Annotated in this window: 42 protein-coding genes; 7 read left to right on the top strand and 35 right to left on the bottom strand. The window is 52.7% G+C overall.

All coding sequences use genetic code 11. The features are described from left to right. Position 1: 1 nt before the first annotated feature. The 20 genes from rpmD to rpsJ form a co-directional block, all read right to left on the bottom strand. The gene (rpmD, locus tag AC236I_RS02185; RefSeq protein ID WP_001140434.1) at positions 2 to 181 is read right to left on the bottom strand and encodes a 50S ribosomal protein L30; all 180 of its coding nucleotides are present in this window, start codon (positions 179 to 181) and stop codon (positions 2 to 4) included. A gap of 3 nt (positions 182 to 184) precedes the next feature. Then, positions 185 to 688 carry a 30S ribosomal protein S5 gene (gene rpsE / locus AC236I_RS02180; protein ID WP_004106339.1) on the bottom strand — a complete coding sequence of 168 codons (504 nt, stop codon included), beginning with the start codon at positions 686 to 688 and terminating at the stop codon, positions 185 to 187. A 14-nt stretch (positions 689 to 702) separates the two neighbouring features. After that, entirely contained in the window at positions 703 to 1056 is a 354-nt protein-coding gene (rplR, locus tag AC236I_RS02175) for a 50S ribosomal protein L18 (RefSeq protein ID WP_000358960.1), read from the bottom strand. 9 nt (positions 1057 to 1065) lie between these two features. After that, on the bottom strand, positions 1066 to 1599 hold the full coding sequence (gene rplF, locus AC236I_RS02170) for a 50S ribosomal protein L6 (protein WP_004868354.1): 534 nt from the start codon (positions 1597 to 1599) through the stop codon (positions 1066 to 1068). 12 nt (positions 1600 to 1611) lie between these two features. Continuing rightward, complete coding sequence (rpsH, locus tag AC236I_RS02165; RefSeq protein ID WP_004106343.1) at positions 1612 to 2004, bottom strand: 30S ribosomal protein S8; 393 nt, start codon at positions 2002 to 2004, stop codon at positions 1612 to 1614. 33 nt (positions 2005 to 2037) lie between these two features. After that, the gene (gene rpsN / locus AC236I_RS02160; RefSeq protein ID WP_002919667.1) at positions 2038 to 2343 is read right to left on the bottom strand and encodes a 30S ribosomal protein S14; all 306 of its coding nucleotides are present in this window, start codon (positions 2341 to 2343) and stop codon (positions 2038 to 2040) included. Positions 2344 to 2357: 14 nt separating this feature from the next. Continuing rightward, positions 2358 to 2897, bottom strand: coding sequence for a 50S ribosomal protein L5 (rplE, locus tag AC236I_RS02155; protein WP_001096206.1), 540 nt, complete (start codon positions 2895 to 2897; stop codon positions 2358 to 2360). A 14-nt stretch (positions 2898 to 2911) separates the two neighbouring features. After that, positions 2912 to 3226 carry a 50S ribosomal protein L24 gene (rplX, locus tag AC236I_RS02150; RefSeq protein ID WP_004106345.1) on the bottom strand — a complete coding sequence of 105 codons (315 nt, stop codon included), beginning with the start codon at positions 3224 to 3226 and terminating at the stop codon, positions 2912 to 2914. A 10-nt stretch (positions 3227 to 3236) separates the two neighbouring features. Then, the gene (rplN, locus tag AC236I_RS02145) at positions 3237 to 3608 is read right to left on the bottom strand and encodes a 50S ribosomal protein L14 (protein WP_002919748.1); all 372 of its coding nucleotides are present in this window, start codon (positions 3606 to 3608) and stop codon (positions 3237 to 3239) included. 161 nt (positions 3609 to 3769) lie between these two features. Then, the gene (gene rpsQ / locus AC236I_RS02140; protein ID WP_004868357.1) at positions 3770 to 4024 is read right to left on the bottom strand and encodes a 30S ribosomal protein S17; all 255 of its coding nucleotides are present in this window, start codon (positions 4022 to 4024) and stop codon (positions 3770 to 3772) included. Continuing rightward, positions 4024 to 4215, bottom strand: a complete 192-nt coding sequence (gene rpmC, locus AC236I_RS02135; RefSeq protein WP_004868359.1) for a 50S ribosomal protein L29 — start codon at positions 4213 to 4215, stop codon at positions 4024 to 4026. The genes rpsQ and rpmC overlap by 1 nt, the downstream gene beginning before the upstream one ends. Continuing rightward, on the bottom strand, positions 4215 to 4625 hold the full coding sequence (rplP, locus tag AC236I_RS02130) for a 50S ribosomal protein L16 (RefSeq protein WP_002919759.1): 411 nt from the start codon (positions 4623 to 4625) through the stop codon (positions 4215 to 4217). Before rplP ends, rpmC begins: the two co-directional genes overlap by 1 nt. A 12-nt stretch (positions 4626 to 4637) precedes the next feature. Then, positions 4638 to 5336: a 30S ribosomal protein S3 gene (gene rpsC, locus AC236I_RS02125; RefSeq protein WP_002919766.1), complete on the bottom strand. Its 699-nt coding sequence runs from the start codon at positions 5334 to 5336 to the stop codon at positions 4638 to 4640. A gap of 17 nt (positions 5337 to 5353) precedes the next feature. Next, positions 5354 to 5686 (bottom strand): 50S ribosomal protein L22, encoded by a 333-nt coding sequence (gene rplV, locus AC236I_RS02120; RefSeq protein WP_002919773.1) that lies wholly within the window; start codon positions 5684 to 5686, stop codon positions 5354 to 5356. A gap of 14 nt (positions 5687 to 5700) precedes the next feature. Then, entirely contained in the window at positions 5701 to 5979 is a 279-nt protein-coding gene (gene rpsS / locus AC236I_RS02115; protein WP_001138115.1) for a 30S ribosomal protein S19, read from the bottom strand. Positions 5980 to 5995: 16 nt separating this feature from the next. Further along, positions 5996 to 6817 carry a 50S ribosomal protein L2 gene (gene rplB / locus AC236I_RS02110; protein WP_002919786.1) on the bottom strand — a complete coding sequence of 274 codons (822 nt, stop codon included), beginning with the start codon at positions 6815 to 6817 and terminating at the stop codon, positions 5996 to 5998. Between the two features lie 17 nt (positions 6818 to 6834). Beyond that, entirely contained in the window at positions 6835 to 7137 is a 303-nt protein-coding gene (gene rplW, locus AC236I_RS02105) for a 50S ribosomal protein L23 (RefSeq protein ID WP_004868363.1), read from the bottom strand. Next, complete coding sequence (gene rplD, locus AC236I_RS02100) at positions 7134 to 7739, bottom strand: 50S ribosomal protein L4 (protein ID WP_000424395.1); 606 nt, start codon at positions 7737 to 7739, stop codon at positions 7134 to 7136. Before rplD ends, rplW begins: the two co-directional genes overlap by 4 nt. 10 nt (positions 7740 to 7749) lie before the next feature. Continuing rightward, positions 7750 to 8379, bottom strand: coding sequence for a 50S ribosomal protein L3 (rplC, locus tag AC236I_RS02095; protein WP_004868374.1), 630 nt, complete (start codon positions 8377 to 8379; stop codon positions 7750 to 7752). A gap of 32 nt (positions 8380 to 8411) precedes the next feature. Continuing rightward, complete coding sequence (gene rpsJ / locus AC236I_RS02090; protein WP_001181005.1) at positions 8412 to 8723, bottom strand: 30S ribosomal protein S10; 312 nt, start codon at positions 8721 to 8723, stop codon at positions 8412 to 8414. A gap of 379 nt (positions 8724 to 9102) precedes the next feature. Between rpsJ and AC236I_RS02085 the strand changes: the two genes are divergently transcribed. Beyond that, the gene (locus tag AC236I_RS02085; RefSeq protein ID WP_044351181.1) at positions 9103 to 9570 is read left to right on the top strand and encodes a prepilin peptidase; all 468 of its coding nucleotides are present in this window, start codon (positions 9103 to 9105) and stop codon (positions 9568 to 9570) included. Here the strand turns inward: AC236I_RS02085 and bfr are convergent. The 11 genes from bfr to fkpA all read right to left on the bottom strand — a co-directional run bounded on the left by bfr (position 9554) and on the right by fkpA (position 17961). Then, positions 9554 to 10030 carry a bacterioferritin gene (bfr, locus tag AC236I_RS02080; protein ID WP_004868378.1) on the bottom strand — a complete coding sequence of 159 codons (477 nt, stop codon included), beginning with the start codon at positions 10028 to 10030 and terminating at the stop codon, positions 9554 to 9556. The two genes, AC236I_RS02085 and bfr, sit on opposite strands and share 17 nt — an antisense overlap. Positions 10031 to 10103: 73 nt before the next feature. After that, positions 10104 to 10298 carry a bacterioferritin-associated ferredoxin gene (bfd, locus tag AC236I_RS02075; protein WP_004868381.1) on the bottom strand — a complete coding sequence of 65 codons (195 nt, stop codon included), beginning with the start codon at positions 10296 to 10298 and terminating at the stop codon, positions 10104 to 10106. 179 nt (positions 10299 to 10477) lie between these two features. Beyond that, the gene (gene tuf, locus AC236I_RS02070) at positions 10478 to 11662 is read right to left on the bottom strand and encodes an elongation factor Tu (RefSeq protein ID WP_004118409.1); all 1185 of its coding nucleotides are present in this window, start codon (positions 11660 to 11662) and stop codon (positions 10478 to 10480) included. Positions 11663 to 11732: 70 nt separating this feature from the next. Further along, positions 11733 to 13847 (bottom strand): elongation factor G, encoded by a 2115-nt coding sequence (fusA, locus tag AC236I_RS02065; RefSeq protein ID WP_004868382.1) that lies wholly within the window; start codon positions 13845 to 13847, stop codon positions 11733 to 11735. A 96-nt stretch (positions 13848 to 13943) separates the two neighbouring features. After that, positions 13944 to 14414, bottom strand: coding sequence for a 30S ribosomal protein S7 (gene rpsG, locus AC236I_RS02060; protein ID WP_004106370.1), 471 nt, complete (start codon positions 14412 to 14414; stop codon positions 13944 to 13946). A 95-nt stretch (positions 14415 to 14509) separates the two neighbouring features. Continuing rightward, positions 14510 to 14884, bottom strand: coding sequence for a 30S ribosomal protein S12 (rpsL, locus tag AC236I_RS02055; RefSeq protein ID WP_002920115.1), 375 nt, complete (start codon positions 14882 to 14884; stop codon positions 14510 to 14512). 124 nt (positions 14885 to 15008) lie between these two features. Beyond that, a complete protein-coding gene (tusB, locus tag AC236I_RS02050) occupies positions 15009 to 15296 on the bottom strand; it encodes a sulfurtransferase complex subunit TusB (RefSeq protein ID WP_004868385.1) in 288 nt (95 codons plus the stop codon). Positions 15297 to 15303: 7 nt separating this feature from the next. After that, positions 15304 to 15663, bottom strand: a complete 360-nt coding sequence (tusC, locus tag AC236I_RS02045; RefSeq protein WP_004868388.1) for a sulfurtransferase complex subunit TusC — start codon at positions 15661 to 15663, stop codon at positions 15304 to 15306. Then, positions 15663 to 16049, bottom strand: a complete 387-nt coding sequence (gene tusD / locus AC236I_RS02040) for a sulfurtransferase complex subunit TusD (RefSeq protein ID WP_015585626.1) — start codon at positions 16047 to 16049, stop codon at positions 15663 to 15665. The genes tusC and tusD overlap by 1 nt, the downstream gene beginning before the upstream one ends. Then, complete coding sequence (locus tag AC236I_RS02035; protein WP_004868391.1) at positions 16049 to 16771, bottom strand: helix-turn-helix transcriptional regulator; 723 nt, start codon at positions 16769 to 16771, stop codon at positions 16049 to 16051. The genes tusD and AC236I_RS02035 overlap by 1 nt, the downstream gene beginning before the upstream one ends. Positions 16772 to 17130: 359 nt before the next feature. Beyond that, positions 17131 to 17961 carry an FKBP-type peptidyl-prolyl cis-trans isomerase gene (gene fkpA, locus AC236I_RS02030; protein WP_015585625.1) on the bottom strand — a complete coding sequence of 277 codons (831 nt, stop codon included), beginning with the start codon at positions 17959 to 17961 and terminating at the stop codon, positions 17131 to 17133. A 222-nt stretch (positions 17962 to 18183) separates the two neighbouring features. On the opposite strand from fkpA, the gene AC236I_RS02025 reads away from it, so the two are divergent. Beyond that, on the top strand, positions 18184 to 18402 hold the full coding sequence (locus AC236I_RS02025; protein WP_004868395.1) for a protein SlyX: 219 nt from the start codon (positions 18184 to 18186) through the stop codon (positions 18400 to 18402). Positions 18403 to 18589: 187 nt separating this feature from the next. Here the strand turns inward: AC236I_RS02025 and slyD are convergent, their stop codons facing one another. The 4 genes from slyD to kefG form a co-directional block, all read right to left on the bottom strand. After that, a complete protein-coding gene (gene slyD, locus AC236I_RS02020) occupies positions 18590 to 19174 on the bottom strand; it encodes a peptidylprolyl isomerase (protein ID WP_004868397.1) in 585 nt (194 codons plus the stop codon). Positions 19175 to 19268: 94 nt separating this feature from the next. Further along, positions 19269 to 19469 carry a YheV family putative zinc ribbon protein gene (locus tag AC236I_RS02015; RefSeq protein ID WP_015585624.1) on the bottom strand — a complete coding sequence of 67 codons (201 nt, stop codon included), beginning with the start codon at positions 19467 to 19469 and terminating at the stop codon, positions 19269 to 19271. Between the two features lie 13 nt (positions 19470 to 19482). Next, positions 19483 to 21288, bottom strand: coding sequence for a glutathione-regulated potassium-efflux system protein KefB (gene kefB / locus AC236I_RS02010; RefSeq protein ID WP_044347772.1), 1806 nt, complete (start codon positions 21286 to 21288; stop codon positions 19483 to 19485). Then, positions 21275 to 21838 carry a glutathione-regulated potassium-efflux system ancillary protein KefG gene (gene kefG / locus AC236I_RS02005; protein WP_032718310.1) on the bottom strand — a complete coding sequence of 188 codons (564 nt, stop codon included), beginning with the start codon at positions 21836 to 21838 and terminating at the stop codon, positions 21275 to 21277. Before kefG ends, kefB begins: the two co-directional genes overlap by 14 nt. Positions 21839 to 22011: 173 nt before the next feature. Here kefG and AC236I_RS02000 point away from each other — a divergent pair, with 173 nt between their 5' ends. The 5 genes from AC236I_RS02000 to AC236I_RS01980 all read left to right on the top strand — a co-directional run bounded on the left by AC236I_RS02000 (position 22012) and on the right by AC236I_RS01980 (position 26830). Continuing rightward, positions 22012 to 23916, top strand: a complete 1905-nt coding sequence (locus tag AC236I_RS02000; protein ID WP_004868406.1) for an ABC transporter ATP-binding protein — start codon at positions 22012 to 22014, stop codon at positions 23914 to 23916. A gap of 112 nt (positions 23917 to 24028) precedes the next feature. Continuing rightward, on the top strand, positions 24029 to 24481 hold the full coding sequence (locus AC236I_RS01995; RefSeq protein WP_004868408.1) for a nuclear transport factor 2 family protein: 453 nt from the start codon (positions 24029 to 24031) through the stop codon (positions 24479 to 24481). Between the two features lie 233 nt (positions 24482 to 24714). Beyond that, positions 24715 to 25713: a hydrolase gene (locus AC236I_RS01990; RefSeq protein WP_463666835.1), complete on the top strand. Its 999-nt coding sequence runs from the start codon at positions 24715 to 24717 to the stop codon at positions 25711 to 25713. Beyond that, positions 25710 to 25928, top strand: a complete 219-nt coding sequence (locus AC236I_RS01985) for a YheU family protein (RefSeq protein ID WP_004868412.1) — start codon at positions 25710 to 25712, stop codon at positions 25926 to 25928. The genes AC236I_RS01990 and AC236I_RS01985 overlap by 4 nt, the downstream gene beginning before the upstream one ends. 35 nt (positions 25929 to 25963) lie before the next feature. Next, positions 25964 to 26830 (top strand): phosphoribulokinase, encoded by an 867-nt coding sequence (locus AC236I_RS01980; protein WP_004868415.1) that lies wholly within the window; start codon positions 25964 to 25966, stop codon positions 26828 to 26830. Positions 26831 to 26852 lie beyond the last annotated feature (22 nt).

Here is a 26852-nt window from a genome sequence, read left to right as displayed (position 1 = left end):
CTTACTCCTCAACTTTAACCATAAAGGAAACCGCGTTGACCATACCACGAACAGCAGGAGTATCCTCGCGTTCTACGGTGTGACCAATACGACGCAGACCCAGGCCAAGCAGCGTTGCCTTGTGTTTCGGCAGACGACCGATTGCACTGCGGGTTTGAGTAATTTTAATAGTCTTTGCCATGGTTTATTTCCCCAGAATTTCTTCAACGGATTTACCACGCTTGGCAGCGACCATTTCTGGAGAATTCATATTTTCCAGGCCATCAATAGTTGCACGAACCACGTTGATCGGGTTGGTGGAACCATATGCTTTAGCCAGAACGTTATGAACTCCAGCAACTTCCAGAACGGCGCGCATTGCACCACCGGCGATGATACCGGTACCTTCGGAAGCTGGCTGCATGAATACACGAGAACCCGTGTGAACACCTTTAACCGGGTGTTGCAGGGTGCCGTGGTTCAGCGCGACGTTAATCATATTGCGACGGGCTTTTTCCATCGCTTTCTGGATCGCTGCTGGAACTTCACGCGCTTTACCGTAACCAAAACCTACGCGGCCATTACCATCACCAACTACAGTCAGAGCTGTGAAGGAGAAAATACGACCACCTTTAACGGTTTTAGATACGCGGTTAACCGCGATCAGCTTTTCCTGCAGTTCGCCAGCTTGTTTTTCGATGTGAGCCATCTTACACCTCTACCTTAGAACTGAAGGCCAGCTTCACGGGCAGCATCTGCCAGTGCCTGGACACGACCATGATATTGGAACCCGGAACGGTCAAAGGAAACATCTTTGATGCCTTTTTCCAGAGCGCGTTCAGCAACAGCTTTACCCACAGCTGCAGCCGCGTCTTTGTTACCGGTGTACTTCAGTTGTTCAGCGATAGCTTTTTCTACAGTAGAAGCAGCTACCAGAACTTCAGAACCGTTCGGTGCAATTACCTGTGCGTAAATATGACGCGGGGTACGATGTACCACCAGGCGAGTTGCACCCAGCTCCTGGAGCTTGCGGCGTGCGCGGGTCGCACGACGGATACGAGCAGATTTCTTATCCATAGTGTTACCTTACTTCTTCTTAGCCTCTTTGGTACGCACGACTTCGTCGGCGTAACGAACACCCTTGCCTTTATAAGGCTCAGGACGACGGTAGGCGCGCAGATCTGCTGCAACCTGACCGATCACCTGCTTATCAGCGCCTTTCAGCACGATTTCAGTTTGAGTCGGGCATTCTGCAGTGATACCGGCCGGCAGTTTGTGTTCAACAGGATGAGAGAAACCTAAAGCCAGGTTTACTACATCCCCTTTAACCGCTGCACGATAACCTACACCAACCAGCTGAAGCTTTTTAGTGAAGCCTTCGGTAACACCGATAACTACTGAGTTAAGCAGGGCACGCGCGGTACCAGCCTGAGCCCAACCGTCTGCGAAACCATCACGCGGACCGAAGGTCAGTGCATTATCTGCATGTTTAACTTCAACAGCATCGTTGAGAGTACGAGTCAGCTCGCCATTCTTACCTTTGATCGTAATAACCTGACCGTTGATTTTTACGTCAACGCCGGCAGGAATAACGACCGGTGCTTTAGCAACACGAGACATTTTTTCCTCCGATTAGGCTACGTAGCAGATAATTTCGCCACCAAGACCAGCTTGGCGCGCTGCACGATCAGTCATAACACCTTTAGAGGTAGAAATAACTGCGATACCCAGACCCGCCATAACTTTTGGCAGCTCATCTTTACGCTTATAGATGCGCAGACCTGGGCGGCTGACACGCTGAATGCTTTCTACAACAGCTTTACCCTGGAAATACTTAAGAGTCAGTTCCAGTTCCGGCTTGATGTCGCCTTCAACTTTAAAATCTTCAATAAAGCCTTCTTCCTTCAGCACGTTGGCAATTGCCACTTTCAGCTTGGAGGAAGGCATGGTGACCGCAGCTTTATTCGCGGCCTGACCGTTACGGATACGGGTCAGCATATCCGCGATCGGATCTTGCATGCTCATCTGTCTTTACTCCCGTGATTCAATTGGTGACAATTACCAGCTAGCCTTTTTCAGACCCGGGATTTCACCGCGCATTGCGGCTTCACGGACCTTGATACGGCTCAACCCGAACTTCCGCAGGAAACCATGCGGACGACCTGTTTGACGGCAGCGGTTACGCTGACGAGACGGGCTGGAATCACGCGGCAGAGTCTGCAGCTTGAGAACGGCATTCCAACGATCTTCGTCGGTTGCGTTCACATCAGAGATGATAGCTTTCAGTTCAGCGCGTTTAGCGAAGAATTTATCAGCTAAAGCCACGCGCTTTACTTCGCGTGCTTTCATTGATTGCTTAGCCATTAAGTAACCCTACCTTACTTGCGGAACGGGAAGTCAAAGGCAGCCAGCAGAGCGCGGCCTTCTTCATCAGATTTCGCAGTAGTGGTAATGGTAATATCCAAACCACGAACGCGGTCGACTTTATCGTAGTCGATTTCTGGGAAGATGATCTGCTCACGGACACCCATGCTGTAGTTACCACGACCGTCGAAAGACTTAGCGGACAAGCCACGGAAGTCACGGATACGCGGTACAGCAATAGTGATCAGGCGCTCAAAGAACTCCCACATGCGTTCGCCACGCAGAGTTACTTTACAGCCGATCGGATAGCCCTGACGGATTTTGAAGCCTGCAACTGATTTGCGTGCTTTGGTGATCAACGGCTTTTGACCGGAGATTGCTGTCAGATCAGCTGCTGCGTTATCCAGCAGTTTCTTGTCAGCGATCGCTTCACCAACACCCATGTTCAGGGTGATCTTCTCGACCCGAGGGACTTGCATGACAGAATTGTAGTTAAACTCAGTCATGAGTTTATTAACTACTTCGTCTTTGTAGTAATCATGCAGTTTCGCCATCGTACTACTCCAAATTACTTGATAGTTTCGCTGTTAGACTTGAAGAAACGGACTTTTTTGCCGTCTTCGAATCTAAAGCCTACACGGTCAGCCTTGCCGGTTGCCGCATTGAAGATTGCAACGTTAGAAACCTGAATAGCAGCTTCTTTTTCAACGATGCCGCCTGGTTGGTTCAGAGCCGGAACCGGCTTCTGGTGTTTCTTAACCAGGTTGATACCTTCAACAATGAGCTTGCCGGAAGACAAGACATTCTTAACTTTACCGCGTTTACCTTTATCTTTACCGGTTAACACGATAACTTCGTCATCACGACGGATTTTCGCTGCCATGATTCGCTCCTTAGAGTACTTCTGGTGCCAGAGAGATAATTTTCATGAACTTCTCGGTACGAAGCTCACGAGTTACCGGCCCAAAAATACGCGTACCGATGGGCTGCTCGCTGTTATTGTTCAGAATAACGCATGCATTACCATCGAAGCGAATGACAGAACCGTCCGGGCGACGAACACCCTTCTTGGTGCGCACCACTACCGCCTTCAGCACATCACCTTTCTTGACCTTACCACGCGGAATTGCTTCCTTGATGGTGATCTTGATGATGTCGCCTACGCCTGCGTAGCGACGGTGCGAGCCACCCAGAACCTTGATACACATTACGCGACGTGCACCGGAGTTGTCGGCGACGTTCAGCATAGTCTGTTCTTGGATCATTTTAGTGCTCCGCTAATGTCAACTACTACTGAGACCCAAAGTCGGGCCGTTAAAAATCCCCATATCGAGGGCGCGGCATTATAACACCGGAAATCGGATATGGGTAGAAAAAATAAACGGCTCATCGCTGAGCCGTTTATCCGTTGAGAATGCAGGCTCTATTACAGAACTGCTTTCTCTACAACGCGAACCAGCGTCCAGGACTTAGTCTTGGACAGCGGACGGCATTCGTGGATTTCGACCACGTCGCCGATACCGCATTCGTTGTTCTCGTCATGTACGTGCAGTTTGGTCGTACGCTTGATGAATTTACCGTAGATCGGGTGTTTCACAAAACGTTCGATAGCAACAACGATGGATTTCTCCATTTTATTGCTAACTACGCGACCTTGCAGAGTACGGATTTTATCGGTCATTACGCACCCGCCTTCTCAGTCAGTAAAGTCTTAACGCGTGCAACATCACGACGCACTTGCTTCAGCAGATGAGTCTGTTGCAGCTGGCCACTTGCAGCCTGCATACGCAGGTTGAACTGCTCACGCAGCAGGTTCAGCAGCTCAGCGTTCAGCTCTTCAACGCTTTTTTCACGCAGCTCTTTTGCTTTCATTACATCACCGTCTTAGTTACAAAGGTGGTTTTGATAGGCAGTTTCGCTGCTGCCAGGCCGAAGGCTTCACGGGCCAGCTCTTCCGGTACGCCGTCCATTTCATAAAGGACTTTACCCGGCTGAATCAAGGCAACCCAGTACTCCACGTTACCTTTACCTTTACCCATACGAACTTCCAGCGGCTTCTCGGTGATCGGTTTGTCCGGGAATACACGGATCCAGATCTTACCTTGACGCTTAACTGCACGGGTCATAGCACGACGTGCTGCTTCGATCTGACGTGCAGTCAGACGACCACGGCCAACAGCTTTCAGACCGAAAGTGCCGAAGCTAACATCCGTACCCTGCGCCAGACCACGGTTGCGGCCTTTGTGCACTTTACGGAATTTTGTACGCTTTGGTTGTAACATCAGCGACGCTCCTTATTTACGGCCTTTACGCTGCTGCTTTTTAGGTTGAGCAGCCGGTTCCGGTTGTTCAACAGCAGCCATACCACCCAGGATCTCGCCTTTGAAGATCCATACCTTAACGCCGATTACACCGTAAGTGGTGTGCGCTTCAGAGGTGTTGTAGTCGATGTCAGCACGCAGAGTGTGCAGCGGTACGCGACCTTCACGGTACCATTCGGTACGTGCGATTTCCGCGCCGCCCAGACGGCCGCTAACTTCAACTTTGATACCTTTAGCGCCCAGACGCATTGCGTTCTGTACAGCACGCTTCATCGCACGACGGAACATAACGCGACGTTCCAGCTGAGAAGTGATGCTGTCAGCAACCAATTTAGCGTCCAGTTCTGGCTTACGAACTTCGGCGATATTGATCTGTGCAGGAACGCCAGCGATATCCGCTACGACCTTGCGCAGTTTTTCTACGTCTTCGCCTTTCTTACCGATCACGATGCCCGGGCGAGCAGTGTGAATAGTCACACGGATGCTCTTAGCCGGACGCTCGATAACGATACGAGATACGGACGCTTTAGCCAGTTCTTTAGTCAGGAACTGACGTACTTTAAAATCGCTGTCCAGGTTGTCAGCGAATTCTTTGGTGTTCGCGAACCAGGTAGAGTTCCATGGTTTGACAATACCCAGGCGAATACCATTAGGATGTACTTTCTGACCCATTGCTAGTCTCCAGAGTCTCAGCGATCGGACACAACCACAGTGATGTGGCTGGTGCGCTTCAGGATGCGATCTGCACGACCTTTCGCACGCGGCATAATGCGCTTCATGCTCGGGCCTTCGTCTACGAAAATTTTCGCAACTTTCAGATCGTCAATGTCAGCGCCATCGTTGTGTTCAGCGTTAGCAATGGCAGATTCCAGTACCTTCTTGACCAGTACAGCAGCTTTCTTGTTGGTGTAGGTCAGAATATCCAGGGCCTGCGACACTTTCTTACCGCGAATCAGGTCAGCTACAAGGCGAACCTTCTGAGCAGAAGAACGAGCATGGCGATGTTGAGCTAAAGTTTCCATCTCTTCCTCCTACCTTATTTCTTCTTCGCTTTTTTATCAGCAGCGTGGCCGCGATAAGTACGAGTCGGTGCGAATTCACCCAGTTTGTGACCAACCATTTCGTCGGAAACAAAAACTGGAACGTGCTGACGACCATTATGGACAGCGATGGTCAAACCGATCATGTTAGGAAAGATCGTTGAACGACGGGACCAAGTGCGCAGGGGCTTCTTGTCTCCGCTTTCCACCGCTTTCTCTACCTTCTTCAGCAAGTGCAGGTCAATAAAAGGACCTTTCTTGAGAGAACGTGGCATGGCTTATCCTCTAAAATTATTTGCTACGGCGACGTACGATGAATTTATCAGTACGCTTGTTGCTGCGGGTCTTCTTACCTTTGGTCTGCAGGCCCCACGGGGATACCGGGTGCTTACCAAAGTTACGACCTTCACCACCACCATGTGGGTGGTCGACTGGGTTCATCGCAGTACCGCGAACGGTAGGACGAACACCACGCCAGCGTGCAGCACCTGCTTTACCCAGTACGCGCAGCATATGCTCAGCATTGCCAACTTCGCCCAGAGTAGCGCGGCAGTCTGCTTCGACTTTACGCATTTCACCAGAACGCAGACGCAGGGTGACATAAGCACCGTCGCGAGCAACGATCTGAACGTAAGTACCAGCGGAACGAGCCAGCTGACCGCCTTTACCTGGTTTCATTTCTACGTTATGAACGGTAGAACCAACCGGGATATTGCGCATCGGCAGGGTGTTGCCTGCTTTGATTGCAGCATCAACGCCAGACTGAATCTGGTCGCCAGCTTTCAGGCCTTTAGGGGCCAGGATGTAACGGCGTTCGCCATCTTTGTACAGAACCAGCGCGATGTTCGCGGAACGGTTCGGATCGTACTCAAGACGCTCAACAACTGCCGGGATACCATCTTTGTTGCGTTTGAAGTCAACAATACGGTAAGCCTGCTTGTGGCCACCACCGATATGACGGGTGGTGATACGGCCATTGTTGTTACGACCACCGGATTTGCTGTTTTTTTCCAGCAACGGAGCAAAAGGTTTGCCCTTGTGCAGCTCAGGGTTAACCACTTTAACAACGTGGCGACGACCCGGAGATGTCGGTTTACATTTAACAACTGCCATTGTATTACTCCTCCGACTTACTCAGCGCCGCCAACGAAGTCCAGATTCTGGCCTTCTTTCAGGGTGACGTAAGCTTTTTTCCAGTCGCTACGACGACCGATACGCTGTCCGTGACGTTTAACTTTCCCTTTAACTACCAGGGTGTTAACGACTTCGACTTCGACTTCAAACAGTTTCTGCACAGCAGCTTTGATTTCTGCTTTGGTCGCGTCTTTAGCAACTTTGAGAACGATGGTGTTTGTTTTTTCCATCGCAGCAGACGCTTTTTCAGAAACGTGCGGTGCACGCAGCACCTTCAGCAGACGTTCTTCACGAATCATGCCAGCATCTCCTCAACTTGCTTAACAGCATCAGCAGTCATTACGACTTTGTCGAAGGCGATCAGGCTAACCGGGTCGATACCAGTTGCATCGCGTACGTCAACCTTGTGCAGGTTGCGCGCAGCCAGGAACAGGTTCTCGTCCAGCTCACCGGTGATGATCAGCACATCTTCCAGAGCCATGTCTTTCAGTTTCTGTGCCAGCAGCTTAGTTTTAGGCGCTTCAACAGAGAACTTCTCGACAACGATCAGACGATCCTGACGTACCAGTTCGGACAAAATGCTTTTCAGCGCGCCGCGGTACATCTTTTTGTTAACTTTTTGACTGTGGTCCTGCGGACGAGCAGCGAAGGTTACGCCACCGGAACGCCAGATCGGGCTCTTGATAGAACCTGAACGCGCACGGCCGGTACCTTTCTGGCGCCACGGCTTTTTGCCTGAACCAGTTACTTCAGCACGAGTCTTCTGAGCACGAGTACCCTGACGAGCACCAGCTGCATAAGCAACTACAACCTGGTGAACCAGCGCTTCGTTGAAATCACGACCGAAGGTAGTTTCGGAAACAGTCAGCGCGCTCTGCGCGTCTTTCAATACTAATTCCATTGCTATCCCCTTACGCCTTCACAGCTGGTTTAACGATCAGGTCGCTACCGGTTGCACCCGGGACCGCACCTTTAACCAGCAGCAGGTTGCGCTCAGCGTCAACACGTACTACGTCCAGGCTCTGAACGGTGACACGCTCATTACCCAGCTGACCTGCCATTTTCTTGCCTTTGAACACTTTGCCCGGAGTCTGGTTCTGACCGATAGAACCCGGAACGCGGTGGGACAAGGAGTTACCGTGAGTAGCGTCCTGGGTACGGAAGTTCCAGCGCTTAACGGTACCAGCAAAACCTTTACCTTTAGAGGTACCGGTTACGTCAACTTTTTTAACGTCAGCAAACAGTTCAACGCTAATGCTCTGACCTACGGTGAATTCTTCGCCGTCAGCAAGACGGAATTCCCACAGACCACGGCCAGCTTCTACGCCAGCTTTAGCGAAGTGACCAGCTTCCGGCTTGGTTACACGGTTAGCTTTTTTAGCACCGGTGGTAACCTGAATTGCGCGGTAACCATCGTTAGCCAGGTCTTTGACCTGAGCAACACGGTTTGCTTCAACTTCGATTACGGTTACTGGGATAGATACGCCATCTTCAGTGAAGATGCGGGTCATGCCCACTTTTTTACCGACTAAACCAATCATTGTTTCAACCTCTCAATCGCTCGATGACCTGATTAACCCAGGCTGATCTGCACGTCTACACCGGCAGCCAGATCCAGACGCATCAGAGCATCAACGGTTTTCTCAGTTGGCTCAACGATGTCAACCAGACGCTTGTGAGTGCGGATTTCGTACTGATCGCGCGCATCTTTGTTGACGTGCGGAGAAATCAGAACGGTAAAGCGCTCTTTGCGGGTCGGCAGCGGGATCGGACCACGGACCTGCGCACCAGTGCGCTTGGCAGTCTCGACGATTTCCGCGGTTGATTGATCGATCAGACGATGATCAAACGCTTTAAGACGGATACGGATTCTTTGGTTCTGCATGAGACCAGAGCTCCAATTATTTATAGACGAAATGGTTACTCCTCATACCCATTACGATTGATGGGAGAGTGTAACCGTTCTTACATAGTTCCCCAATTGGGAACATTGTTTGATAGCTAAAAGCTCTATCAGGGTTCATATCGAACCAGCCTGCCAATTTTGACAGGCCCGCGCATTATACGCAAATTCGGGCTCGACGCAAGTGCTGCATACAAAATCAGCAATCATTTTTGCGTGCCGCGGCGAGCGGGCATAGAAAGTAGTGAAAACTGAGTTAATACCGCGGATGGCGCCTCGCGATAATGAATACGGGCCTTTGCTATCCCTCTCTTTTTCGACCAGACTCCGCGCATATCCCCATCGCCAGGGAACCTTATCGATGATGCCCCTCTTATTACTTCTCTATAGCGGTCTGTCGCTCGCCCTCTGCTGGTACGATCTGCGCTACGGCCTGCTTCCCGATCGCCTGACCTGCCCCCTGCTCTGGAGCGGGCTGTTCTATTATCTTTACTACGCTCCGCTACAGCTGGAGTATGCCGTTGGCGGCGCCATCGGCGGCTATCTGGCTTTCACGTGCCTCTATTGGCTCTATCGGGGGGTTCGCGGTTATGAAGGGCTTGGCTATGGCGATGTCAAATTTCTGGCCGCACTTGGCGCGTGGCACGGTTGGCAAATGCTGCCGCTGCTGGTTTTTATGGCGACGGTCTTCGCCGGTGGAGTCATGCTGCTATTGATGATTCTCGGGAAAGTACAGCGCTCATTGAACAACCCGCTGCCTTTTGGCCCTTTTTTGGCTGCAGCGGGTTTTTGGTGCGGGTGGCAAACGCTAGTCAGTCAGCCACTTTGATTTGTGACTGGAGATAGTTTTGCAGTCCTAATTTACCAATCAGATCCAGCTCCGTTTCCAGCCAGTCAATATGGCCTTCTTCGTCTGTCAGGATTTCAATAAGCATGTCGCGACTGACATAGTCATGGACGCTGTCGGCATAAGCGATCGCCTCACGTAGATCTTTTGCGCCTTCGAGTTCCAGTCGTAAATCAGATTGCAGCATCTCTTCGACATCTTCACCGATGCCCAGCTTGCCAAGATCCTGCAGATTGGGGATACCTTCAAGGAATAGAATGCGCTCGATGTACTTATCGGCGTGTTTCATTTCATCGATGGATTCATGATATTCAACATCATTGAGGCGCATCAGGCCCCAGTTCTTGAACATTCTGGCGTGAAGAAAGTACTGATTTATTGCGACAAGCTCATTTCCCAACAATTTATTGAGATAACTTATGATTTTGACATCACCTTTCATTATATAGTCCCTCCGCTTCCACTTATTGAAGCGTAGTTCGGGCTATAAAGATGTCAAAGAAAAGCCTGAGCTCTTAAGCGCTCTCCTGGTATTCCGGCATGCGGGTTAATTCATCTTCCATAATCTCACGGGCGGCACGGACACATTTACCGCATTGATTTCCAACAGGAATGAATTTGCGCAATTGCTGAAAAGACTGTGGATGAAATTGACGAACGGCCTGACGAATTTTTTTATCGTTTACACCATTACACAAACAAACGTACATACCGACTCCCGTTCAATTTATGCTCAAAAGTGTAAATGAGAATAGTTATAATTACAATAGTGCGTTGATTAAATACTCAAAGAGATGTTCTTTTTTCATACAAACATGATTTTGCTCGACGCCAGATGACGAGCAGCAAAAAGGGCGCCGAAGCGCCCTTTTTCATTCAGAACTAATAATTAGCCCAGAACTTTAGCTACAACGCCCGCGCCAACGGTACGGCCGCCTTCACGGATTGCGAAACGCAGACCGTCGTCCATCGCGATCGGGTGAATCAGGGTAACAACCATTTTGATGTTGTCGCCCGGCATGACCATCTCTACGCCTTCCGGCAGTTCGATGGTGCCAGTCACGTCAGTTGTACGGAAGTAGAACTGCGGACGGTAGCCTTTGAAGAACGGAGTATGACGGCCGCCTTCGTCTTTGGACAGAATGTACACTTCAGATTCGAACTTGGTGTGCGGCTTGATAGAGCCCGGCTTAGCCAGTACCTGACCACGTTCGATTTCTTCACGTTTGATACCACGCAGCAGAACACCAACGTTCTCACCAGCACGGCCTTCGTCCAGCAGTTTGCGGAACATTTCAACGCCAGTACAGGTAGACTTCGCAGTCTCTTTGATACCAACGATTTCAACTTCTTCGCCCACTTTGATGATACCGCGCTCTACACGACCGGTAACAACGGTACCACGACCGGAGATGGAGAATACGTCTTCGATCGGCAGCAGGAACGGCTTGTCAATCGCACGCTCTGGTTCCGGGATGTAAGAATCCAGGTAGCCAGCCAGTTCGATGATTTTCGCTTCCCAGTCTGCTTCGCCTTCCAGCGCTTTCAGAGCGGAACCACGAACGATCGGCGTGTCGTCGCCCGGGAAGTCGTACTGAGACAGCAGCTCACGGACTTCCATTTCAACCAGTTCCAGCAGCTCTTCGTCATCAACCATGTCGCATTTGTTCAGGAACACGATGATGTACGGAACGCCTACCTGACGACCCAGCAGGATGTGCTCACGAGTCTGCGGCATCGGGCCGTCAGTCGCAGCAACAACCAGGATCGCGCCATCCATCTGAGCAGCACCGGTGATCATGTTTTTAACATAGTCGGCGTGGCCCGGGCAGTCTACGTGTGCGTAGTGGCGAGTCGGGGTGTCATATTCAACGTGAGAAGTGTTGATGGTGATACCACGAGCTTTTTCTTCCGGCGCGTTATCGATCTGGTCGAATGCACGAGCAGAACCACCGTAGGTTTTAGCCAGAACGGTAGTGATTGCAGCGGTCAGAGTAGTTTTACCATGGTCAACGTGGCCGATAGTACCGACGTTGACGTGCGGTTTTGTACGTTCAAATTTTTCTTTAGACACGGCTATATTCCTTACTATAGCGCTCTCCCCTTCAGGAGAGAGCACGGGATTTTGGTTTTAACCCTACGGCTTATTTACCACGGGCTTCAATTACGGCCTGAGCAACGTTGTTCGGCGCGTCATCATACTTCAGGAACTCCATGGAGTAAGAAGCACGACCTTTGGTCAGAGAACGCAGCTGAGTTGCATATCCGAACATTTCAGACAGCGGAACTTCAGCGTGAATCACAACGCCAGTAACGTTGGATTCTTGACCACGCAGCATACCACGACGACGGCTAAGGTCACCGATGACGTCACCAGTGTTCTCTTCCGGAGTTTCTACTTCAACCTTCATGATCGGCTCAAGCAGAACTGGTTTCGCTTTCTTAAAGCCATCTTTGAAGGCAATAGAAGCGGCCAGTTTAAACGCCAGTTCAGAGGAGTCAACGTCATGGTAAGAACCGAAGTGCAGACGCACGCCGAGATCAACTACCGGGTAACCTGCCAGCGGACCAGCTTTCAGCTGTTCCTGGATGCCTTTATCAACGGCCGGGATGTATTCGCCAGGAATTACACCACCTTTGATGTCGTTGATGAACTCGTATCCTTTCGGATTTGAGCCCGGCTCCAGCGGGTACATGTCGATAACAACATGACCATACTGACCGCGACCACCAGACTGCTTGGCATGTTTACCTTCGATATCGGTAACTTTCGCACGAATCGCTTCGCGGTAAGCAACCTGAGGTTTACCGACGTTCGCTTCAACGTTGAATTCACGCTTCATACGGTCAACGATGATGTCGAGGTGCAGCTCACCCATACCGGCGATAATGGTCTGGTTAGATTCTTCGTCAGTCCATACGCGGAATGACGGGTCTTCTTTCGCCAGACGACCCAGAGCCAGACCCATTTTTTCCTGGTCAGCTTTGGTTTTCGGTTCAACAGCGATGGAGATTACCGGCTCAGGGAATTCCATACGCTCCAGAATGATCGGGTGATCCGGGTTACACAGGGTGTCACCAGTAGTCACGTCTTTCAGACCGATAGCAGCAGCGATGTCGCCCGCGCGAACTTCTTTGATCTCTTCACGTTTGTTAGCGTGCATCTGTACGATACGACCGAAACGCTCACGTGCAGATTTCACGGAGTTCAGGATGGTATCACCAGAGTTAACCACACCGGAGTAAACGCGGAAGAAGGTCAGGTTACCCACGAACGGGTCGGTAGCGATTTTAAATGCCAGAGCAGCAAACGGCTCTTCATCGCTAGCGTGACGCTCAGCCGGGGTATCTTTACCGTCGTCCAGAATACCGTTGATCGCAGGTACATCAACCGGGGATGGCAGGTAATCAATTACCGCATCCAGCATCGCCTGAACACCTTTGTTCTTGAACGCAGAACCACAGGTTACCAGGATGATTTCGTTGTTCAGAACACGCTGACGCAGAGCTTTTTTGATCTCTTCTTCAGTCAGTTCTTCACCACCCAGGTATTTCTCCATCAGCTCTTCTGAAGCTTCTGCAGCGGACTCGATCAGGTTCTGGTGCCATTCTTCAGCCAGATCCTGCATGTCAGCCGGGATATCTTCATAGGTGAAGGTTACGCCTGCGTCTTCTTCGTTCCAGTTGATGGCTTTCATTTTCACCAGGTCAACAACACCGGTGAAACCTTCTTCAGCACCAATTGCCAGCTGCAGCGGAACCGGGTTCGCGCCCAGACGGGTTTTGATCTGACCAACAACTTTCAGGAAGTTCGCACCCATGCGGTCCATTTTGTTAACGAACGCAATGCGCGGAACTTTATATTTGTTTGCCTGACGCCATACGGTTTCAGACTGCGGCTGAACACCACCAACTGCGCAGTAAACCATTACCGCACCATCAAGCACACGCATGGAACGTTCTACTTCGATAGTGAAGTCAACGTGCCCCGGGGTGTCGATGATGTTAACGCGATGCGGTTCATACTGCTTAGCCATACCAGACCAGAATGCAGTAGTCGCTGCGGAGGTGATAGTGATACCACGCTCCTGCTCCTGCTCCATCCAGTCCATGGTTGCTGCGCCGTCATGAACTTCACCGATTTTGTGGTTTACACCGGTGTAGAACAGAATACGTTCGGTAGTAGTGGTTTTACCGGCGTCGATGTGCGCACTGATACCGATGTTACGGTAGCGTGCGATGGGTGTTGTACGAGCCATTTGATTCCTCGTTTATTTCTTTAGGCGTTCAGTTAAGTTATCCAGCACGGGCGACTTACCTGAAGCGCCCGCCTGGTGACTATGACTCCGAAGGGATTACCAACGGTAGTGAGCGAACGCCTTGTTGGCTTCTGCCATGCGGTGAACGTCTTCACGTTTCTTAACTGCAGTACCTTTGTTGTCTGCAGCGTCAGAAAGTTCGTTCGCCAGACGCAGAGCCATGGATTTATCACCACGTTTACGAGCAGCTTCTACGATCCAACGCATTGCCAGGGCATTACGACGAACCGGACGGACTTCAACTGGAACCTGGTAAGTAGAACCACCTACGCGGCGGGACTTAACTTCGACGGTCGGACGGACGTTGTCCAGAGCGACTTCGAAAGCTTCCAGTTCATTTTTACCAGAGCGCTGAGCCAGGGTCTCCAGCGCGCTGTATACGATAGCTTCTGCAGTAGATTTTTTACCATCTACCATCAGGATGTTTACAAATTTTGCCAGCAGTTCTGATCCGAACTTAGGATCTGGAAGGATTTTACGCTGACCAATGACGCGACGACGTGGCATGGAAATACTCCGTTGTTAATTCAGGATTGTCCAAAACTCAAAGAGTTTAGTTTGACATTAATATAAAACGTTTGGCCTTACTTAACGGAGAACCATTAAGCCTTAGGACGCTTCACGCCATACTTGGAGCGAGCTTGCTTACGGTCTTTAACGCCGGAGCAGTCAAGCGCACCACGAACGGTGTGGTAACGAACACCCGGAAGGTCTTTAACACGACCGCCACGGATCAGGATCACGGAGTGTTCCTGCAGGTTGTGACCTTCACCGCCGATGTAGGAGGTGACTTCGAAACCGTTAGTCAGACGAACACGGCAAACTTTACGCAGTGCGGAGTTCGGTTTTTTAGGAGTGGTAGTATATACGCGAGTACATACGCCACGTTTCTGCGGGCAGGCTTCCAGTGCAGGCACGTTGCTCTTTGCAACTTTGCGTGCGCGTGGTTTGCGTACCAGCTGGTTAATTGTTGCCATTAAATAGCTCCTGGTTTTAGCTTTTGCTTCGTAAACACGTAATAAATCGCCTCATATAATATGAGGACGCAGAATTTTAGGGCGGTGCCGAAAAGGTGTCAAGAAATATACAACGATCCCGCCATTACCAGGACAACTGTCCAGGATGTTTGACCGACATTCTGACGAAATCAGTATAGCCAACCCTGACGACACTGTCCGCAATTTGACCAGCCAGCCCGCGGGCATCGATATCGTCTTGCAGAGCATGAATGGTTATGGGGGCAGAGCGCAGGATTTCAAGGAAAGGTCCGCCGGCGATGGCCGCAATCACGCCATCAGAAAGCAGCAGGAGATCGTCGCCATCCTTTACCAGGCGTAGCATCGCGCGGAGATCGGTGTGCCACGGGGACGAGCTGAGTGTGTGGAGCATTCGGGCCTCAGAAACGTAAAATCACGTTGAAATCATCGAGTCGGGCGCGCAGCGCTTCGGGCTCAAGCCACTCGGCATCCACCACCCACGCCGTCCCGGCATTCAGGCCGCGTTCGCGGGCAGACGCTGCACATATCCAGCACGCGTCAATATCGTACAGCGGCAAGAGTTTAAAGGTCGCGATGTAATCGCGGGCAAGTACCGCCGACGGTTGTTGCCCGGGCAGCAGCTGAAAGACGCCGTCGCCGACAAAGAATACGCCGATCTCATCGCTCAGCGCGGAGGTCGCCAGCAGCGCATCCAGACCTTCCCGACCCGAAGCAGAACCATGCGGGGCAGAAGAAAAAACAAAAGCAACGCGTTTCATCAGAACTGCACCATCCGATCGCAGGTTAATGAGGCTTCCGCCAGCGCGCCCAGGCCGCTCAGCGTAAATCCGGGCTGCAGATTATGACCCGGTAACCCCAGCTGCTGAGCTTCTTGTTCATCGGTGACACCGCGACGCAGGGCTGCCGCCACGCAGATGTGCAGCGCGACAGCATGATCGTCATGCAGCCGCTGCCACGCGCGTACCAGATCAAATTCATCGCTGGCGGGCGCCGTCAGCTGGTTTGCGTTGTAGACACCTTCACGATAGAAGAAGACACAGACCAGATCATGACCCTCTTGCAAAACGGCCTGGGCAAACTGCCAGGCGCTGCTGGCCTGCTGCGTACCGTAGGCTGGCCCCGTTACCGTAATGGCAAAACGCATTACTTATCCAGCCCCTGGAAATCGCCGCTCTTGAACTGACGAATATAGAGATAGACCGTATGTTTGGAAATATTCAGCCGATCGGCAACCTGGTTGATGGCATCTTTGATATCAAAGATCCCTTTCTCGTAGAGATTCAGGACAATCTGGCGATTTTTAGCATTGTTGGAAACATTACGATCGGCATTCACTTCTTCGATAGTGAACTCAAGAGTTTGAGCGACCAAATCATCGACTGACGAGGCAAAGTTAACCTGAGAGTTCACCTCCGGCGTTTCCGGCGGAATAAAGGTGCTCATTATCTGTGAGAACGGCACATCAAGGTTCATGTTGATGCACAGCAGACCGATGACCCGATGCTCACGGTTGCGAATGGCGATCGTGACGGACTTCATCAGGACTCCGCTCTTAGCCCGCGTAAAGTAGCACTTGGATACGCTGCTATCGGCCCCCGTCATATCATGCAGCATGCGCAGCGCAAGATCGGTTATCGGCGAGCCGATTTGGCGCCCGGTATGCTCACCGTTGGCGATGCGGATGGCGGAGCATTTCAGATCCTGTAAAGAATGCAGCACGATCTCACAATGGGAACCAATGAGCATCGCTAACCCGTCCACAACCGCTTCATAGGATTTGAGGATATCGAAGTCGGTCTGGTCGAAAGGACGTTGATCCAGCAGGTCAAGCTCACTGGTTTCGTTGGTTAAAAGCGACCTGGACATGAAAAAAAGCACTCCTTTTCAGGAGCCTGTCATTTTTTACACAAAACCGTTCAAGGTGCGCTGAGGGGTGCACGTCCGAGACATTCGTCACAACGAATTTGACCAGCCGTAAGCTGGCGAGGTAAGAGGCAAACATGTCTCTTATCACGTCTCAGGGCTGACTCCAGTGCGTAACCGGAATAAGCGGATGCAGCCAATGCAGAGGCAGCTTGAAAGATGAGGTGTAGCTTGTCAGGGCAGGCTCATCATCATTATTAAGCTAACTAAAGTAATACAGCGCTTGAGGCACTTTCCAGTTTTAATTATATCTGCCCCAAATAAAAAAGCCGCCGCCTTTAACGGCGGCGGCTTAGACCAGATTACTTCTTCGCGTCTGCGCTTTGTGCGTCAGCTTTGGCATCCGCCGCCGCTTCAGGCTTGGCATCGGCTTTCGGTGCCGGTTTGATATCCAGCAGTTCTACGTCGAAGACCAGCGTGGAGTTAGCCGGAATACCCGGGACGCCAGTTTTGCCGTAAGCCAGATCCGGTGGGATGACCAGCTTGATTTTGCCGCCTTTCTTGATATTTTTCAGGCCTTCGGTCCAGCCCGGGATAACGCCGTCCAGACGGAAGGAGAGCGGCTCACCGCGGGTGTAGGAGTTATCGAACTCTTTACCGTCAATCAGCGTACCTTTGTAGTTCACGACAACAGTGTCACTGTCTTTCGGTGCGTCGCCGGTCCCTTCTTTCTCAACTTTGTACAGCAGGCCAGATTTAGAGGTTTTTACGCCCTTCTCTTTTGCGAAGGTGTCGCGATAGGCTTTGCCTTTAGCGTCGTTTTCAGTCGCGTCTTTTTCCATTTTCTGCTGAGCAGCAGTTTTTACGCGGGTTTCGAAGGTTTGCAGAGTCTGCTCGATTTCTTGATCGGACAGTTTGCTTTTATTCGCAAACGCATCCTGAACACCGGCGATCAGCTGATCTTTATCCAGCTTGATACCCAGTTTTTCTTGTTCTTTCAGGGAGTTTTCCATGTAACGTCCCAGTGAAGCACCCAGCGCATAAGCAGATTTTTGATCGTCATTTTTAAATGCCGCTTTGCTATCCGTTGCAGGTGCCGTCTTCGCGGCAGTATCAGCCGCAAAGGTCAGCGGTGCATTCAGGGCGACAGCCATCGTGGTCGCCAGCAGCGTTACTTTAAACAGTGATTTCATCCATTTCTCCAGGGCCGGGGCATCTCACCCCAGGGTTATCGTAAAAAGCAAAAAAGGTACTATAGAACGTTGCAGAGCAAATCTACATACAGACCTTCCTGAATATCGCCAGTTTTGAGACTATTTTTGTATAAATAAGTTTCCTGTCTTACGCGAGGTTGCTGCGCGAAGGGTGAAAGTTGAGTAGAATCCGCTCGCGAGATAAGACAGAAGAGGTTACTCATGCACGACAGTACACTGGAGACTCGCCTGGCGGAGCTGGAAAGCCGGCTGGCGTTTCAGGAAATCACCATTGAAGACCTCAACAAGACCGTCACCGCCCATGAGATCGAAATGGCGAAGATGCGTGAACATATGCGCTTGATGGTTGAAAAACTGAAAGCGACCCAATCATCGCACATCGCATCACAGGCAGAAGAAACGCCCCCGCCACATTATTGAGGCGTAAAAAAAGCGGGTTTCCCCGCTTGACTATCTCCGGCAGCACTATGTCTACCGGATTGAATACCCTAAGAATGTCGAGTCGCAGAATGGCGGCAGGCTTGAGAACTCCCGGCAGCATAGAGAACGATGTCACCGGGGTTTGAAAGCCAGGCCAACGCGCCTGCGGCCTGAAAGACGATGGGTATTAGTGGCAACCGCAGCCGCCGTTACCACAACCACCTTTGCCATGTTCATGACCGTGGTCGTGATCGTGGCCGTGGCCGCCGCAGCAACCTTCATGATCGTGGTCATGATCGTGGCCGTGGGCACCGTGCACGTGACCGTGCTCCAGCTCTTCTGCAGTCGCTTCGCGAATCGCAACAACTTCAACGTTGAACTTCAGATTCTGGCCAGCCAGCATGTGGTTACCATCAACCACGACGTGCTCGTCGTCCACTTCGGTGATTTCAACCGGCACTGGACCCTGGTCGGTTTCCGCCAGGAAACGCATGCCAACCTGCAGTTCATCAACGCCCATGAAGACGTCTTTAGGAACACGCTGAACCAAATTTTCGTCGTACTGGCCGTACGCATCGTTCGCGCCGACTTCTACGTCAAATTTGTCGCCCACTTCATGGCCATCCAGCGCATTTTCCAGGCCGGAAATCAGGGAGCCGTGACCATGCAGGTAGTCCAGCGGCGCGCTTACCGGAGACTCATCAACCAACACACCGTCTTCTGTACGTACCTGATAGGCCAGGCTGACCACCAGGTCTTTTGCTACTTTCATGATATCTCCTGAGCATGGGAAGAATAGTGGCGCAGATTGTAGCGGAATTCTGCAGCCGTGTACCCTCTAGCTTAAAAAAAGGCGACAGATAACGCTAGTCCGGATGAAAAATGCCAATCACTTGTTCATCTTTACGGACGTGCTCCTGCGCCTCTTTATCCGCCTCACGCATCTGGTGGCCACACTTAACACACTCAACAATATCGACATTATTCTCACGCCACATTGCCAGAGAATCCTGCGCCTGACACGCCGGACATTTTGCGCCGGCAATAAAACGTTTACGCACTGCCATCATTATTTGACCCTTATTCAAACTCATCCCAACCGTCAAGCTGCCTGCTCTCTTTCTGCATCTCGCGCTGGAAAATCTCTTCCAGCTCCCGGCGAGCCTCCCGCACGCGTGATATCTGCAGCGTATCAGTATTCACGGGCATTAACTCACGCAGCATTCGCATATCCAGACGACGGAAGTGCAGCTGCGCGCGCTGCGCCTGATGCGGGTGCATGCCCAAGGTAATCAATGCTTTGCGCCCCAACTCCAGCGCGCTGGAAAACGTTTCACGCGAGAACTGCTTCACGCCGGCCTGCAGCAATTCATGCGCCTCAACACGCCCCCGGGCGCGCGCCAGAATATTCAGATGCGGAAAGTGTTGCTGACACATCTCCACCAGCTTCATGGTATCTTCCGGCTCGTTACAAGTGATAACAATCGACTGCGCATCCTCCGCCCCCGCCGAGCGCAGAAGCTCCAGCTGCGTCGCATCGCCAAAATAGACTTTATAGCCATATTTACGCATCAGGTTAACCGCACTGATATCGCGCTCCAGCACGGTAATCCGCATTTTATTGGCCATCAGCAAACGACCAATAACCTGCCCGAAGCGGCCAAAGCCGACAATAATCACCTGCGGTTTATCGTCCTCAACCCACGGCGCTTCATCCTCTTCTTCCGGTTGGTTAAAGCGCCGGGAGAGAATTTGATCGATAAGCGTCATCAACAGCGGCGTTGTCATCATCGATAGCGTGACCGTGACCAGCAGCAGCGCCATCTGATCGTTTTCGAACAGTCGCAGCGAGGCCGGCAGTGAGAACAGCACAAACGCAAACTCGCCCCCCTGGCTCAGCACTCCCGCAAACTGCATCCGTTCCGAGCTACGCACCCCGTATACCCGCGCCAGGCCGTACAACACGAGACTTTTTACCGCCACCAGCACGGCAACGCTTGCCGCCACCCACAGTAAGTGGGTATAGAGCACGCCCAGATTCAATGCCATGCCGACGGAAATAAAGAACAACCCAAGCAAGAGCCCTTTAAACGGCTCGATGGCGATCTCCAGCTCATGGCGATACTCGCTTTCAGCCAGCAGAACGCCGGCGATAAAAGTACCGAGCGCCATAGACAGACCGAGCGCATCCATAAACAGGGCCGAACCCAGTACCAGCAGCAGCGTTGCGGCGGTAAATACTTCTCGCACCCCGGAGCCGGCGATAAACCGAAAAACAGGTCGCAGCAGAAAACGGCCGCCAATAAGCATCCCGGCGAAGGCCAGAACCTTCAGCCCGACGGTCACCCAGTTAAGATGGTCATCACCGGAACCGGCCAGCAGCGGTACCAGAGCCAGCGCGGGGATCACCGCCAGATCCTGAAACAGCAGCACCGAAAACCCCAGCTGTCCGGACTCGCTGCGACTCATTCCTTTCTCACGCATCAACTGCAGCGCCATTGCCGTAGACGACATCGCCAGACCAATACCGCCGACCACCGCCGCCTGCCAGGAAAACCCGGTCACAATGAGTAATCCGCCAAGAATACCCGCGCTGAGCACAACCTGCGCCGCCCCGACGCCAAAAATGGAGCTGCGCAGGCGCCAGAGCTTAGACGGATTCAACTCCAGCCCGATGATGAACATCAGGAACACGACGCCCAGTTCGGAGAAGTGCAAAATCTCATCAACATCGCTAATAAAACCCAGCCCCCAGGGGCCAATCGCAATGCCGGCCAGCAGATAGCCTAATACCGCGCCGATGCCGAGCCGGGCGGCCAACGGCACCGCCACCACGGCAGAAAACAGAAACAGGACTCCCGCTAAAAGCAGATCAGCGCCCTCCATTTATGCCTCCTGCCGCGATGGGATTAGCCAGCCAGTCGCGATAAGCACGCGCGTGATTTTTCAGATCGGCAGGCGATTGTCGGCGAGCCCAGTAGACAATAATCGGGCTCATCCAGTGCATCCGGCACATGCCGGCAGTCAGTTCAAATGGGCGCAGGATGTCGTTCATGGGATAGCGATTGGCATCGCGTCGGTAGGCGCTCTCGGGCTCACCGGTGGTAATCACGCTACGCCAGTACTTTCCCGCAAGCTGGTTCCCTCCGGCGCCGCTGGCAAAGCCGCGGGTCAGCACTCTGTCCAGCCACTCCTTCAGCAATGCCGGGCAGCTCCACGTATAGAGCGGATGCTGGAAAACAATCACCTCATGCTGGCGCAACAGCTCCTGCTCGTGGGTAATATCGATAAAAAAATCTGGGTAGTGTGCATAGAGATCGTGCACGGTGACATTTGGCAACTGTAAAGCCGGTTCAAGTAAAACCCGGTTGGCCACGGAATCCTGGGATTCTGGGTGGGCATACAGCAGCAAAACCTTCGCTGTCTGAGACATCATTCCCCTCCCGAACGTCTTCTGGTGGCCTGCACAACGGCTGCGTCCCGACGCAACCAGAATGACTTTGTGTATCGTCTTCGTTTTGGGCTACCATTGCGGCCCGGTGGAGCAATTTGCTACCACATTACATTATCATAATGACAAACTAACATAGTCAGAACATACGGCGCCTTATGATTGTTTTCTCCTCGTTACAAATTCGTCGCGGCGTACGGGTCCTCCTGGACAACGCCACCGCCACCATCAATCCTGGCCAGAAGGTCGGCCTGGTGGGCAAAAACGGCTGCGGCAAATCCACGCTGCTGTCGCTTTTGAAAAACGAGATTAGCGCCGACGGCGGCAGTATGACCTTTCCGGGTAACTGGCAGCTGGCGTGGGTTAATCAGGAAACCCCTGCGCTGCCGCAGCCAGCCATTGATTATGTTATTGATGGCGATCGCGAATATCGCCAGCTCGAAGCCGATTTAAAACTGGCCAACGAGCGCAATGACGGCCACGCCATCGCGACGGTGCACGGCAAACTGGATGCCATCGATGCCTGGACCATCCGTTCGCGCGCCGCCAGTCTGCTGCACGGGCTGGGATTCAGTAATGAGCAGCTTGAAAGCCCGGTCAGCGACTTTTCCGGCGGTTGGCGTATGCGCCTGAACCTCGCGCAGGCGCTGATTTGTCGTTCCGATCTGCTGCTGCTCGATGAACCGACTAACCACCTCGATCTCGATGCAGTCATCTGGCTGGAAAAATGGCTGAAAGGCTACACCGGCACGCTGATTCTGATTTCTCACGATCGTGACTTCCTGGATCCGATCGTCGATAAAATTATTCATATCGAACAGCAAACGATGTTCGAATACACCGGCAACTACAGCTCGTTTGAAGTGCAGCGCGCAACCCGCCTGTCACAGCAGCAGTCGATGTATGAAAGCCAGCAGCTGCGCGTCGCCCATCTGCAAAGCTATATCGACCGCTTTCGCGCCAAGGCCACCAAGGCCAAGCAGGCCCAGAGCCGCATTAAAATGCTGGAACGCATGGAGCTTATCGCACCGGCTCACGTCGATAACCCGTTCCACTTTAGTTTCCGCGCGCCGGAAAGCCTGCCAAACCCGCTGCTGAAAATGGAAAAAGTCAGCGCCGGCTACGGCGAACGGGTGATTCTGGACTCTATCAAACTAAACCTGGTGCCCGGTTCACGCATTGGCCTGTTAGGGCGAAACGGCGCCGGCAAGTCGACGCTGATCAAGCTGCTGGCCGGCGAACTCCAGCCGCTGCATGGCGAGATTGGCCTCGCTAAAGGCATTAAGCTCGGCTACTTCGCTCAGCATCAGCTGGAGTTTCTGCGCGCTGACGAATCCCCGTTACAGCATCTGGCACGCCTGGCGCCTCAGGAGACAGAGCAGAAACTGCGCGACTATCTCGGCGGATTTGGTTTCCAGAGCGATAAGGTCAACGAAGAGACGCAGCGTTTCTCCGGTGGTGAAAAAGCCCGCCTGGTGCTGGCGTTGATCGTCTGGCAGCGACCTAACCTTCTGCTGCTCGATGAACCGACGAACCACCTCGATCTCGATATGCGTCAGGCCTTGACCGAAGCGCTGATTGATTTCGAAGGCGCGTTGGTGGTGGTCTCGCACGATCGCCACCTGATCCGTTCCACCACCGACGATCTCTATCTGGTGCATGACGGTAAAGTCGAGCAGTTCGATGGCGACCTGGAAGATTATCAGCAGTGGCTCAGCGACTCGCAGAAACAGGAGAGCTCGTCGTCTGACGTTGCGAAAGAGAGCGGTAACAGCGCACAGGCCCGCAAAGACCAGAAACGTCGGGAAGCGGAATTACGGACGCTCACTCAGCCGCTGCGTAAAGAGATTAGCCGCCTCGAAAAAGAGATGGATAAGCTCAACGCGCAGCTCGCCCAGGCGGAAGAGAAGCTCGGCGACAGCGGGCTGTATGATGCCTCCCGCAAAGCAGAGCTGACCAGCTGTCTGCAGCAACAGGCCAGTGCCAAATCCGGTCTCGAAGAGTGTGAAATGGCCTGGCTGGATGCACAAGAGCAGCTGGAACAGATGCTACAGGAAGGTTAAAACGGGTTATGATAGGGCAGGGAGTATAAACGCAGTGGCGCTGAGTTATGGGAACGCGCCGTTATATGCCCCTGCTATAAACCGCAACACTCATCTGCGAAGAGGCATTGCCATGGTAAAAAAAACGCTTATCTCCCTCTCACTGCTTTGTGCCCTGACCCACTCCGCTTTTGCCGCCTACAGCGCGAGCGAATTGAAAAACAAAGAAAACGTCATCGCTTTTTATAATAAAGCGTTGAACGATAAAGACTTTGATGCCGCAAAAACCTACCTCGGAAACGAGTATATCCAGCATAATCCTGGTGCGAAGGATGGGCCCGAAGGCTTTCGTCAATTCATCGCCTTTCTGAAAGAGAAATTCCCCGACTCTCACAGCGAGATTAAACGCGTGATTGTCGACGGCGACTATGTCGTTCTGCACGTTGCGTCCACCGGCCGCGAGCCGGGCGTCACCCGGGCGATTATCGATATTTTCCGCCTCGATGCGCAGAACAAGATCGTTGAGCACTGGGATGTTATTCAGACGGTTCCGGAAAAAACCGCCAGCGGCAACAGCATGTTTTAAGCCAGCCCCACAGCCATTCGCTCCTGGCGGTGGCTGTTTCCCCTTCCAGCCTTCCCGGGCAGCGTGCCATCTTTATCCCGCAAGAGCAGTCCTCATCCGGCTTCAATTTCGTGTAACCTATAGCACAGGCCGCAAGACCACATATTGGATAACCTGCGCACTTCATGCGCGGTATACTGTTTTATAAGATGATTAACTGCTCTGGTGCTATGGTTGAAATCACCCCCACAGAAATGACGCCCCCCGAAAACGACTCGCGTGAGTTTCACCCTATGCGCGGCGTGGGCAATCGTCATCTGCAGACCATGCTGCCGCGCCTGATTCGCCGTAAGCTGGGATTCACGCCGCACTGGCAGCGACTTGAGCTCCCGGACGGTGATTTTGTCGATCTGGCGTGGAGCGAAGACCCCGCCGGGGCGCAACACAAACCGCGACTGGTGGTGTTCCACGGGCTGGAGGGTAGCCTGCACAGCCCCTATGCTCATGGCCTTATCCATGCAGCCATGCAGCGCGGCTGGCTGGGCGTGGTGATGCATTTCCGCGGCTGTAGCGGCGAACCCAACCGCAATAACCGCATCTATCATTCGGGTGAAACCGAAGATGGCCGCTGGTTCCTGCACTGGCTACAACGCGAATGGGGTGCGGTGCCGACCGCTGCCGTCGGCTATTCGCTGGGCGGGAATATGCTGGGCTGCCTGCTGGCCGAAGAAGGCGATAATGTCCCGCTTGATGCCGCGGTTATTGTCTCAGCCCCGTTCATGCTCGAAGCCTGCAGCTATCATATGGACAAGGGCTTTTCCCGGGTCTATCAGCGTTATCTGCTCAATCTGTTAAAGGCCAACGCCGCGCGTAAGCTGAAAGCCTATCCCGGCTCGCTACCGGTTGATCTCCGCCAGCTCAAAGGTATGCGCCGCATCCGCGAGTTTGACGATATGATCACCGCCAGGATTCACGGATTCGCCGATGCGCTGGACTACTATCGCCAGTGCAGCGCCATGCCGCGCCTCAGCGACATTACGAAACCGACGCTGATCATTCATGCGAAGGACGATCCTTTTATGGACCACCACTCCATTCCGCCGCAAGAGCAGCTCCCGGTAAACGTCGAGTATCAGCTGACCGAAAATGGCGGACACGTCGGATTCGTCGGCGGCACGCTGCGCAAACCGGAAATGTGGCTGGAAAAGCGTATCCCGGACTGGTTAACCCGTTGGTTGGGAGCACAAAAATGATTATTCCCTGGCACGATCTGGATCCCGAAACGCTGGATAACCTGATCGAAAGCTTTGTGTTGCGTGAAGGCACCGATTATGGTGAACATGAACGCTCGCTGGCGGATAAAGTCGCCGACGTCAAACAGCAATTGAAAAGCGGAGAAGCCGTGCTGGTGTGGTCAGAACTGCACGAGACGGTCAACATCATGCCCCGCAAGCAGTTTCACGGCTAAGGCGGCGCCACACATCGTTTAATCTGGGAGTTGTTATGTCTGCCAAACATCCGGTGATTGCCGTCACGGGCTCCAGCGGCGCGGGAACCACGACCACCAGCCTCGCCTTTCGTAAAATTTTCGCCCAGCTAAATCTGCGTGCCGCGGAGGTAGAAGGCGACAGCTTCCATCGCTATACCCGCCCGGAAATGGACATGGCGATCCGCAAAGCGCGCGATCAGGGGAAACACATCAGCTACTTCGGCCCGGAAGCCAACGACTTCGGCCTGCTGGAAAACACCTTCCTTGAGTACGGGCGTAACGGTAGCGGCCAGTCGCGCAAGTATTTGCATACCTATGATGAGGCGGTGCCGTGGAATCAGGTACCGGGCACATTCACACCGTGGCAACCGCTACCGGAACCGACCGATGTCCTGTTTTATGAAGGGCTGCACGGCGGGGTTGTCACGCCGCAGTATAACGTCGCGCAGAATGTCGACCTGCTGGTTGGCGTGGTGCCTATCGTCAACCTGGAATGGATTCAGAAGCTCATCCGCGATACCAGTGAACGAGGTCACTCCCGTGAAGCGGTGATGGATTCCGTGGTCCGTTCAATGGAAGACTATATCAACTTCATCACACCGCAGTTTTCGCGCACCCATATCAACTTCCAGCGCGTCCCCACTGTCGACACCTCCAACCCGTTTGCGGCGAAGGGCATTCCGTCATTGGATGAAAGCTTTGTAGTGATCCACTTCCGCAACCTACCGGATATCGATTTTCCCTGGCTGCTGGCGATGCTACAGGGCTCGTTTATCTCGCATATCAATACGCTGGTGGTGCCTGGCGGGAAAATGGGGCTGGCGATGGAGCTCATCATGACGCCGCTGGTGGAGCGTTTGATGGAAGGTAAAGCAATTTAAATTCGCGGCCGGCGCTACGCTT

Source organism: Klebsiella sp. Sb-30 (genome assembly GCF_057652795.1).
The sequence above is the reverse complement of the archived record's forward strand: the minus strand, read 5'-3'. Positions and strand labels throughout refer to the sequence as shown.